General features: G+C 59.0%; 1 protein-coding gene. It reads right to left on the minus strand.

Annotated elements, in window-relative coordinates; all coding sequences use genetic code 11:
- Nucleotides 1–124 precede the first annotated feature (124 nt).
- On the minus strand, nt 125–565 hold the full coding sequence (locus BLW04_RS26430) for an ASCH domain-containing protein (RefSeq protein WP_371327831.1): 441 nt from the start codon (nt 563–565) through the stop codon (nt 125–127).
- Nucleotides 566–1,241: the final 676 nt, after the last annotated feature.

Below are 1,241 nucleotides of genomic sequence, written 5' to 3' on the forward strand. Positions count from 1 at the left end.
ACAAGATCATGTCCTTCTTCCCCCTCAAGTTCGAAGAGCCCATAAAGGGCTATAGATCGTCTCACCGACCGAAGGCTCTGTCCGCGGATATTCCGGCCCGCCGTCAAAGACCCCCGGAACAGTCTCAGCTAATCATCGCCTGGAGGCGCGACGCTGCCGGGTGATCAGCCAGCATTCCCGTCAGTCGCATCCCATCAATAAAGTGCCAGGTTTGCGGAGGTGTGAAGGGGCCTGCTTCTCGCAGATGGCGCAAACTGACTGGGTGCTCGAGCGCGGAAACTTCCGTCAGGTGAAGTGCAACAGCGGTTGCGGAGTCGGCAAAGTAGGCATCATATTCATCCTTGGTCACTCCGCAGATGGCTTTGACCGTTGCCCATAGGTCGCTCGGTGATGATGTTTCAATTGCGCTGATCTTGCAGGTGGCTACCACCGCAGCTGATGGGGTGGTCGCGTAAATTGCAACGGGCTGACCCCTTTTGATAACTGGCCTCGTGCGACGCAGTTCGACCCGCTTCTCGCCCCGCAGTATGGACTCAACGTGGCGAGGTCGGATTGACATCAACATTAGCCGATTCGGGTCAATTTGGTTATTCACGGCTACGCCATGCCTCCTTCAATAGGTCGGCCACCAGGCCCGTGTTCAATCGCGATGCGGACCATAGCTGGAGGGTCTGACGGTTTGTTTCGGCCAGTCGCTTGAGGCGGCTTAAGGAAACAGGAGTGGGGAATAGTTCCGTATTCACGAACCTCAGCGCCCTCGTCTGGCCCCGAACAGCTGATCCAAGCACTTGCTGGCGCGTATATACGCCGAGTCGCCGGTACGATCGCCACAATTCTTCGGGCGACCCGTCGGCAACTTCCGCCAACTCGCTCTGGGCGATGACTTCTCCGTGCTGGGCGCCGCTCACGTACCACAAGATGCGAGCTGGTGGGGCCTCCCCAGATCGACCTCTCCGGTAGTACACATGCTCTCGACTAATTCCTAGCTGATCCGAGCGAGGGAAGAGCTCGCCGGGGTAGCCGAAGAGCTGCGCGGCAAAGTGTGGCTTGATTGGGATCAGCCAGACCGGAACTGACGCATCCAGAATCGTTAGGGGGCGCAACTGGCGCTCGATGGCAGCAAAGACTTTGGCCGAACTTTCTCCACTAGTGGTCCCCGCCGTTGGAACGTCGGGGGTCCGCCGTCCAGGCGGTTGGGTTGTTGAGGTAGAGGCCACAGGCGCAGTCGAGCGCCTCTTCGG

The organism is Modestobacter sp. DSM 44400 (assembly GCF_900107175.1).
Lineage (GTDB): Bacteria > Actinomycetota > Actinomycetes > Mycobacteriales > Geodermatophilaceae > Modestobacter.

Bases quoted from the DNA above. Each gene is read 5' to 3' on its own strand.
- BLW04_RS26430 (WP_371327831.1), bottom strand. From the start codon at position 565: ATGTTGATGTCAATCCGACCTCGCCACGTTGAGTCCATACTGCGGGGC.